The sequence below is a fragment of the uncultured Chitinophaga sp. genome (assembly GCF_902168175.1).
Lineage (GTDB): Bacteria > Bacteroidota > Bacteroidia > Chitinophagales > Chitinophagaceae > Chitinophaga.
The window spans coordinates 1-8,429 of sequence record NZ_CABHOU010000056.1 but is presented as its reverse complement, the minus strand read 5'-3'; the positions used below and the strand labels follow the sequence as shown (position 1 = coordinate 8,429).

General features: G+C 41.0%; 7 protein-coding genes. 2 read left to right on the top strand and 5 right to left on the bottom strand.

The window, feature by feature from the left end; genetic code table 11:
- Window positions 1–178 precede the first annotated feature (178 nt).
- From QZT80_RS12125 to QZT80_RS12105, 5 genes are all read right to left on the bottom strand, one after another.
- Window positions 179–1,561, bottom strand: coding sequence for a hypothetical protein (locus QZT80_RS12125; RefSeq protein WP_295122095.1), 1,383 nt, complete (start codon window positions 1,559–1,561; stop codon window positions 179–181).
- A 2-nt stretch (window positions 1,562–1,563) separates the two neighbouring features.
- The gene (locus QZT80_RS12120) at window positions 1,564–3,489 is read right to left on the bottom strand and encodes a hypothetical protein (RefSeq protein WP_295122093.1); all 1,926 of its coding nucleotides are present in this window, start codon (window positions 3,487–3,489) and stop codon (window positions 1,564–1,566) included.
- A gap of 113 nt (window positions 3,490–3,602) precedes the next feature.
- The gene (locus QZT80_RS12115) at window positions 3,603–5,816 is read right to left on the bottom strand and encodes a hypothetical protein (protein WP_295122092.1); all 2,214 of its coding nucleotides are present in this window, start codon (window positions 5,814–5,816) and stop codon (window positions 3,603–3,605) included.
- Between the two features lie 5 nt (window positions 5,817–5,821).
- Window positions 5,822–6,781, bottom strand: coding sequence for a hypothetical protein (locus QZT80_RS12110; protein ID WP_295122090.1), 960 nt, complete (start codon window positions 6,779–6,781; stop codon window positions 5,822–5,824).
- Window positions 6,782–6,837: 56 nt separating this feature from the next.
- A complete protein-coding gene (locus QZT80_RS12105; protein WP_295122088.1) occupies window positions 6,838–7,131 on the bottom strand; it encodes a hypothetical protein in 294 nt (97 codons plus the stop codon).
- Between the two features lie 227 nt (window positions 7,132–7,358).
- Here QZT80_RS12105 and QZT80_RS12100 point away from each other — a divergent pair, with 227 nt between their 5' ends.
- Together QZT80_RS12100 and QZT80_RS12095 are read left to right on the top strand one after the other, a co-directional pair.
- Window positions 7,359–7,730: an ATP-binding protein gene (locus QZT80_RS12100; protein ID WP_295122086.1), complete on the top strand. Its 372-nt coding sequence runs from the start codon at window positions 7,359–7,361 to the stop codon at window positions 7,728–7,730.
- A gap of 64 nt (window positions 7,731–7,794) precedes the next feature.
- Window positions 7,795–8,412 carry a response regulator transcription factor gene (locus QZT80_RS12095; RefSeq protein ID WP_295122085.1) on the top strand — a complete coding sequence of 206 codons (618 nt, stop codon included), beginning with the start codon at window positions 7,795–7,797 and terminating at the stop codon, window positions 8,410–8,412.
- Window positions 8,413–8,429: the final 17 nt, after the last annotated feature.

The following is an 8,429-nucleotide window of genomic DNA, read 5'->3' as shown; positions in this document are numbered from 1 at the left end:
GACAAATAGAATCAAGTAAAGATTTGGCTTTCCACTGATGGCAGGCTTTAGATTCCGAAGGATTTTATACAGCTTTTCAAACTAGCACATTTGAATCAAAAAGGGGGACTTTGGTTTGTCTATTCGATTGAGGTTGGATAATGGAAGAATGGCATTTCGTTTTTTCCCATTAAAATTATTAATTAGTTTGTTGCTTTACTAACCACTTTACCGAGTTGTTTCTATCAGTAAGCACCAATATTCGCCCGCCTTTTATAGCTTCAAAATAACTATCATATTTTTCAGATTGCCCCTGAAAACGGTTGGTAAATGTAATGTTCCATTCCGTAACCATGCTATTGCCGTTATACACCTGCCTGGAAAATTGCTGATTGCCTACCACGCCTGATGCACCTGCATGATCGCTTTGGTATGTATTGGCTGGCAAGAAAGTAAATTCATCTGAGATAGAGGTGGCCGTGGCACCAGCAAAGCCACCATTACTTACATAATAATAACGAAGCGAGGCGTAATCGGATTCGCTCCATTTGCCAATAAGATCGCTGCTAGCGATAGAAAACTTATTTCGGCTTTGCATATTGGCAAGTTTATCCCATGATTTTACCTGATCAGTATATTCCCAACTTGATTTGTTGATATAATTACTGCCAAACTCTTGTTCGAAAACGGCTTTTGAATCTGCTACGATCTCCAGGTAACGGCCATTGCCTTTATCGTAATGTTTTTTAAAGAGCACTATATATACATTTTTTCCGGTAGTTTTTTCCGCGGCATCAGCAGTGAAAAAAGTGATAGATTGATAATCTTGTATACCCCGTTCCACTACATTTTTGATGCTGCTATACTTAGGTTCAATGAGTATTCTCCAGGCGTTATGATCGCCTTGTAATTTTTCGGCGCTGTAAGCATCTACCTGCTGGTTGGGATAATGAATCAATACTTTGATTCCAGGCTTTACCACCTCTACCCAGTTTTCCCTTACATTGCTCACCCAGCCGTCGTTCCAGTTGGTAGTAGTAAATTTAAAACCTGATTTTCGTTGTATATTGTCAGGTCCCAGGTCATTAGCGCTTGGTGTGTTTCCAGCAGGTACGGATGGGGTTAGCGTTGCAATAAAATCCTGGTACATTTTCAGGTAAGTTTTTGCCGTTGCATTTAATAATACGCTAAAGCAAACCTGCTTGTTGGAATAAGTAGTAAGTATGGTTGCCACATTGCTTCCGTTGAATTGCCATACGCCACTTTTGCTCATTATCTCCCAGCCATCGCCTGATGCGGGCTTTGTACTTTCTTCCTGGCTCATGGTGTGTTGCGAAGCAACCAATGTTTGCCATTCGCTTATAGCATCGTTTTCAACACTCCCTTTGCTGACAGTGCTTTTATAAATACCTATCTGCGCCCAACTGCCTCCGTCAATACGGGAAAAAAGCATCAAATTTTCTTTAGGCTCCGCTTTCCACCCGCTGGGAGCTGTGAAAGTGGCCATGTCGTAGGTTTGCGTTTGCGCATTAGACACGCCGCTGCCAGCCAGGAACAACAGAAAATATACTATCCTTTTCATGGCTATATTTTTTTTATCTGAACGTTCGTTAAATAATACACGTTCTTTTCATTTACATAGAAGTTCACCTTCTTCATTACAGCACCCTGCATGAAAGCCGAGGTACATTCGTACACTTTTGTAGTGTTGCTAAAAATGGCAATGGCTTCTCCTTTTTTGCGGATGGTAATGGTTACCATATTTACCGGTTTACTTCCTGTAAACGCTGTAATAGAATGGTAACTTCCGGTTTTACAATCAGAACCGCCCAAGGCCAGCATTATCCACCCGGCAGCATCTTTCCTGTTCATATCGCCCGGCGAAACATTTACCGCATATCTTTTATCACCGTCTTTGCCGGAAAAGCTAAACTCGGTTTCTATGCCGGGTGTTCCCCAGGGCACGTCGCCTTTATGCACCAATAAATCGTAGCTTATCTCCAGATCCCCGCTTATGGGAAGCGAAATATCTTTAGGCGAAGCATTTCCTTTCAGTTTTATCCATTTACCTGATGCGCCATCTAATGTGGTAATAGTTGGCTTATCCCCCGATGATGACCCTTGCGTATTCCAGTTTTTAGGTGTGGCTGCTGCTGCTGTGGCAGAAAAATCATCAAAGAAAACGATGGACTTATCGCCGGCTTTATCCTTTGCAATGGCAGAAAGTACTGTTGCTGCTTTTTTATCCCCCGATTGTGTTGCATTCTGAAAGTCCAATACCCTGTATGGCTCAATTACTTTTTCATTTCCAAAAAAATAGTTATAGACGTACCTGTAATTAAACCGGCTTACAAAATTGTCCATCAATTGTACACTCCCGCCGTAACTATGGTCAATTGGATCGGCCATTTTAAATACAATCCATTGCGGGCCGTTGGTGGCGCAGGCTTCTTTCACGCCTTTTTTTAAGCGCAGCAAGGGGTAATTGGTTGTAACAGAAACGGCCTTGCCCCATCGGTCAAGATTTTGCGTTGTTTTTTCGGTGTGTATCCAATTGGGCAATTTACCACTGCTGCCAATGTTTGCTAAATCGATGATATCTATCTGGCGCTCTATGGTATTAAAATACACGAATTTGTTTTCCTGTTGCGCTAATTGTTCTTTCAAAACCTGCATGCCTTTTTTGGCGTTATCCAGATAGTTTTCATAGATCAGTTTCCCGTTTACTGCAAATTGGTGCAGCTTGGGAAACTGGCTTTCCAATTGCCGTAAAAATTCACCTATAGTAACCTGCTCAAAGGGAAGCGGCTGGTTATTCCTGGTCATAATTACTACATAAGACAATTCTCTGCCTACCGGAAACAGGTAATGCCGGTACAGTTGCAGGTTCTGGCCGCCGGTAAAATTTCTATAAGCAGTCATTTCATTGAGCCATTCTTTTTCATATTCTCCTTTTTGCCCAATGGTATAATCCGGCATGGTACAGTAATAACTGGTAGGGGTAGATAGCGCAATTACCTGTTTGGTGATCAGTTCTACGTTATTTGCCATAATATCAAGTCGGGTATAGCAATGGTTTCCGGGTGTTGGGAAAAATTTATGTGTGCTTGTTTTAGACAAGCACAGGTGAAACTTAGCAAAAGCACCATAAGAATTGGGTAGTGCGAAGCGATTGTCTTTCTCAGCTTCATCGGCACCGTAGTCTTTTGTGCCTTTGTATTTGGAAGCAGGGGGCCTGTGCAGGTCCAGCTTTATCTCCCCCAACAATCCGGTAGGCGTATAGGTTTGTTGCAGCCAGGTGCCAATTTTTCTCCCCATATCAGTTTGGTTCATAGGATAGTTCCAGCCGTTTTCGGTCACGGGTTTTGCTGGTTCATTTTTCAGGAGGTACAGCCACCCTATTTCAATATGCTCAAAGTCCTTCTTATCGTACATACCCCTGCTGTCCACCTGCTGGGCATTTGCGAAAGAAAAAGCGAACAGGGCAACAAGTAAAGCTTTAGTTTTCATGTGTATATAAGATGTTTTACAATTGTGATGAAGCCATCAGATCTTTTCATTCCACTGTGGGTTTGACAAATCATGATGGTTTCATCATAACTATTTGTTTAATGATTGGTTTTTTACCATTGCCTTATAATGATTCCTTTGGCGATACCTGTACCGGTTACCGAGCCATGGCCGCTGATAATGCTTACAGTTTTTTGTATCCCGGCTTCCATTTCCTGTGAGCCAATACCTGCTTTCACAGTTGCCGAAGAAGTAGCAGTAAAGTCACCCACCCCCGCTTTTTTACTCATCTCCAGCTCAAACTCCTGTTTTACGGTAAGTTTACCACTAACAGGTTCTACATCTACACCAACCGAACCTTCTACACTTGCGTTTGTAGTTCCCTTCCAGTCTTTCAAATCATTGTTTTCATCCAATTCATAGGTGAAATCACTGCCAATAGCTCCCTTAACTTCCAAAGGTCCAAGCTTTCCTTCGGCACTTGCACCCGATTTTATTTTTACTGTGCTGCCGATGTATTTGTTACCCAGTTGTTTGAAGGTGATGGCATTCTCGTTCAATTCAATTGTTATGCTGCTGTGGCTGCAATTAAATTTGTACATTACTAAGCCTAGATCAACTTCAGCTTTGTAATTACAGGCCACATCATCAAACTCCGCCAGTTTACCTGGCTTTGCCTCTGCATCCTCTTTACAGTCCTCATAGGCCTGTTTATGATCCCGCATATCCAAAGGCTGCAGCTCCCTGTTTTTCTGCAGCCAGAATATTTGAAATTTTAGTTCAATTATTCTAAATGAATGAATATCTAAAGTGGTGTATTGCCCCCAATATGCAAAGTCGTTGGCATAATGCTTAAAAATTGTGAGCGCCTCTTCATCATATTCTTTCTTTCTGGTGTTCAGTTTTTTCAACATATCATTAACCGCATCCCTATGTGTTGCGCAGGGAGCATCCTGCGGAGGAATTTTTTTGTTTCTTCTAATCTCGGCAAGGTCGGCTTGAAGCTTCATATAGCTTTCAGTAAGCTTTTTCATCTTTTCAGCATAATACTTTTCTAATTTCAATATTTGCAAGCCGGCCTTCCGGGCATGCAATGGCTCCATATTTAAAGTGGCGGGCACACCAGTGCTAATGGTTTGTTGAATTGCCCCCATTGTTTTAGCTGCCGTTGTGGACATGAATTTTGCATACAATGCTGTTTCATTCGCCATGTCTTTTTGAGCTTTTGCAATGGCTCTTTCTATTCCATCATTAAACTGTTCCCACATAGGCGACAGCGCATTTATCTCTGCTATACTGTTAGGATAGTCAGGGCGCCTGGTATTGCCAAGCCCTAAGGGATCTGAGCTTGGTTTAAATGGCACTCTTAAGTTTATGCTATTTATCTTTTCTCCCAGTTTTGCCAGTTCCTCTTCTTTTTCTTTTGTGTAAGCATGTTTGATAGATTTATTTATAAGTTCAGCCGCCTTTTTTGTATTGCCTTTACTTTCCTCTATGGCAGCCAGTGTTAAAGTTGCCTGTGGATGGTGTACATACACATCAGTAACACTATCCAAAAAATATTTTGCTCTGTCTAATTCGCCAAGGCCAAACCATGCCTGCCCAATGTTATTCACAACAGTGGTATTTTTAGGGAAGCTTGTATTAAGATATTGTAAGATCGGAATAGCCAGATGTTCGCCATTTAACATAGTAAGCGTTGCTGCATAATTACTCAGTGCATTATACTGTGTTGGATAATCAGCACATACTTTACCAAGCAGATAAACAGTTAATTCCGGGTGGCCGCTTGCCCAAAATGAGCTCGCCATTGCATCTGCATCTGCACCGTTTTTTGCCTTTTCTTTTATTTTACCATACACTTTATCACCAAGTGCTACGGTGTTCGCGTCTAAAGCAGCACCGAGTTTTGTCTGTATAGCTTTTAGATATGCCGGAATCTGAGCAGCATTTACTCCTTTTGCAATTGCCGCAATTCGAACAGCATCCTTTTTTGGAACAATACGGTTATCATCTTCCCAGGCTTCGGCCAGCTTTTTGTCTGATACGGCGGGCATTTTTTTACCAGCCTCTTTCATATCGGGCATTTTAATGCCAAGGCTGTCCATCATCTTTTTATCTTCGGGGCTCATCTCCTTCATCATCTCATCCATCATGCCCTTCGCGTCTTTCATCGCGGCTTCCATCTCTTTTTTAGTAGGCGGCTTTTCTTTGGCCGGCTTGGATTGTGAAAATAGCAGCGCAGGCAGCAATAAAATGGCTATAAATTGTATAGACTTAATTATTCTACAATTTTTCATACTTGTATTCATTAATTTTTCTTTCATAGGGTTCATTTGCCATAAACAAACCCGGTATATACACCATTTCCGGGCGATTTCGCATCGTTCATGAATAACACTCTTCCGTTTTTGATGGACGAAAAATAGACGTCGTAAGTTTTGGGCCTACCTTCAATATCGGAGCATTGAATTTGCCACTCGCTGATGGATGTAAAGTTGCCCTTACTTTTTGCCTGCGCAAATGTTGTTTGCCCCCCGGCGCTGTTGGCAGCATACAGTTCCCAACGGTAGGACTGGCTTTTACCAAAAACAAAGAACTGCGCCGAAGTATAGGTACTCGTACCAACTAAAGACCCGGTATAATAGCTATAATAGAAAGTATTGCTGCTAAACTGATCGCTCCATTTGCCGGTGTTGTTAATGTCTTCAGTGGAAACGGCAAAACGGTTATAGCCCAACATATTTTGCACCTTATCAGAAAGGGTAAGGGCGATGGAATAATCATTGGGTACGTTTTCGGGGTCGAAACCAAATTCATTGATAAAGGTTTGTTTATCGGGTGATACACACTCTATCCATCCGGCGGCTTTTCTGTACAATACCACAAAAACATCGTTTCCCGTTGTATTATCGGTAAGGGTGGCCATGCCGAACTCGGGCCTTTCAAAATTGGAAATATAGTCTGACATATAGTTCCTGATATTGCTGTAGCGGGGCGCCACTAAAATGTTCCATGCGGCGGCAACCACTGGTGCCGGGTCTGCCTGTATTACGGTTCCTGCTTTGGGGTAGTGCAACAGCACTTTCATGTTGCCCTTTGTAACCTTTACCCAGTCGGTTTCTATTGTGCTGGTCCAGCCATCGCTGAAATTGGTGGTGTTGTATTTAAAGGAAGTTGGAGGATTATAGGGGCCATTGTCTTCTGGTTCATTTTCGCTTTTTTGGCATGCGGAAAACATCAACACAGATACAAGTGTAAAAAGTATTCTGTTTAAAATTATCTTTTTCATTTATTAGTTTTATGGGGTGAATAATTAAAAAAGGCTTTATCAGGACTGGCTCCTGTTTATTTATGTTCCCTTCGGGCCGTACTGTCCCGAACGATTGGTTCTTCAGTTTCCGGAATGGTTTTGTTCTGTTTTTTTCTTTTACTTATATCCTTCGTCACTTTTTCAATTTTGTGCGTGGTGCTGTCTACAACTTTATCCGTTGTTTTACTGATTGCCTTGTCAATGGTGCCATTTATTTTCCTGTCCATGGTTGCGTTCACCTTCTCTTTCAGTTTTTTAAGGAATTGTGCCTGCACAGTATTACTGCCCAGGATCAGAAGGATGGTCAGCATTAAATTTATAATTTTCATATACTCTGATTTTAGTGGTATCCGATTCCTTTTTTGCTCCGGCTAAGTTAGGTGGCAGCGTTAACCGTTCTTCTCCCCTAAAAAGAGGATTTTTATAAAATGTTCGGGGTGGAATCGCTCAGGCTATTTACCTGGCGAAATAAATTTTGTAGCTTTAAAAAAATCCTGTAAAAAGGGGAGCGTTATCAGGCTATCAATTATGTTTATTTGTCCCCATAACTAAAGCCGTGTATCTAAAAAAACTTATTGCATCGATATGTCTTTTGTATGCCTTTAATTTATACGCACAACAAAACAAAGTTGATAGCATTAATAAGGTAAATCTTACCGGTGCATTGAAGGTCAACTATCAATCTATTGGAATGGAAACGGCTAAACTTGATAATACAACAGCAATAACCATTTTTAGGATAGTGCAGGAGTTGCTAAACAATACCATGAAACATGCTTCGGCTAATACCGCCATTGTGCAATTGGCCAAAAGCGATGGAACTATAACAGTAGCGGTAGAAGATGATGGAAAAGGATTTAACGCGGATTTATTAACTGAAACACACGGAATTGGCTGGACTAATATTAAAAACAGGGTCGACTTTTAAATGGAAAAATAGATGTTAAATCTGAACCGTATAAAGGCACATCTGTATTAATCGATTTTAAGTTATGAATGTAGTAAGTGTTTTGATTGTTGATGATCACTACCTTGTAATTGAGGGGGTCCGCTCGTTGCTGCAAAATGAAAGAAATATAGAATGGCATGGCCATGCAACATCTAGCGAATCGTGCCTTGCATTTTTGCAGCACCATCAACCCGATGTGATATTAATGGATATTAATTTAGGTAAAGAAAGCGGAATAGACCTTTGCAAAACGATCAAAGAAAAATACCCTGGTATTTATATTCTTGGATTAAGCACCTTTAACCAACAAAGCTTTATTACAAAGATCATCGAAAATGGCGCATCGGGCTACGTGCTTAAAAATGCTACAAAGAACGAATTGTTAGAGGCTATATTTACTGTGAGTGCGGGCAGGATTTATATGAGTAGCGATGCCTTTCAGCTACTCCGTCAACAAGAAAATAAAACAATTATCCTTACCCGAAGAGAAAAAGAGGTGCTTGAACTCATTGCAGATGGTTTAACCAATAATGAAATTGCAGCTAAACTCTTTGTTAGTGTTACCACTGTTGATAGCCATAGGAAAAACTTACTGGCTAAATTTCAAGCAAAAAATATTGCGTCTTTGGTTAAAATGGCTGCGCAAATGGATTTAATCTAAATAATTTTTTTGTCCCT

Coding starts and splice junctions, on each gene's coding strand:
- QZT80_RS12115 (WP_295122092.1), bottom strand. CDS start 5,816: ATGAAAGAAAAATTAATGAATACAAGTATGAAAAATTGTAGAATAATT.
- QZT80_RS12110 (WP_295122090.1), bottom strand. CDS start 6,781: ATGAAAAAGATAATTTTAAACAGAATACTTTTTACACTTGTATCTGTG.
- QZT80_RS12105 (WP_295122088.1), bottom strand. CDS start 7,131: ATGAAAATTATAAATTTAATGCTGACCATCCTTCTGATCCTGGGCAGT.
- QZT80_RS12095 (WP_295122085.1), top strand. CDS start 7,795: ATGAATGTAGTAAGTGTTTTGATTGTTGATGATCACTACCTTGTAATT.
- QZT80_RS12125 (WP_295122095.1), bottom strand. CDS start 1,561: ATGAAAAGGATAGTATATTTTCTGTTGTTCCTGGCTGGCAGCGGCGTG.
- QZT80_RS12120 (WP_295122093.1), bottom strand. CDS start 3,489: ATGAAAACTAAAGCTTTACTTGTTGCCCTGTTCGCTTTTTCTTTCGCA.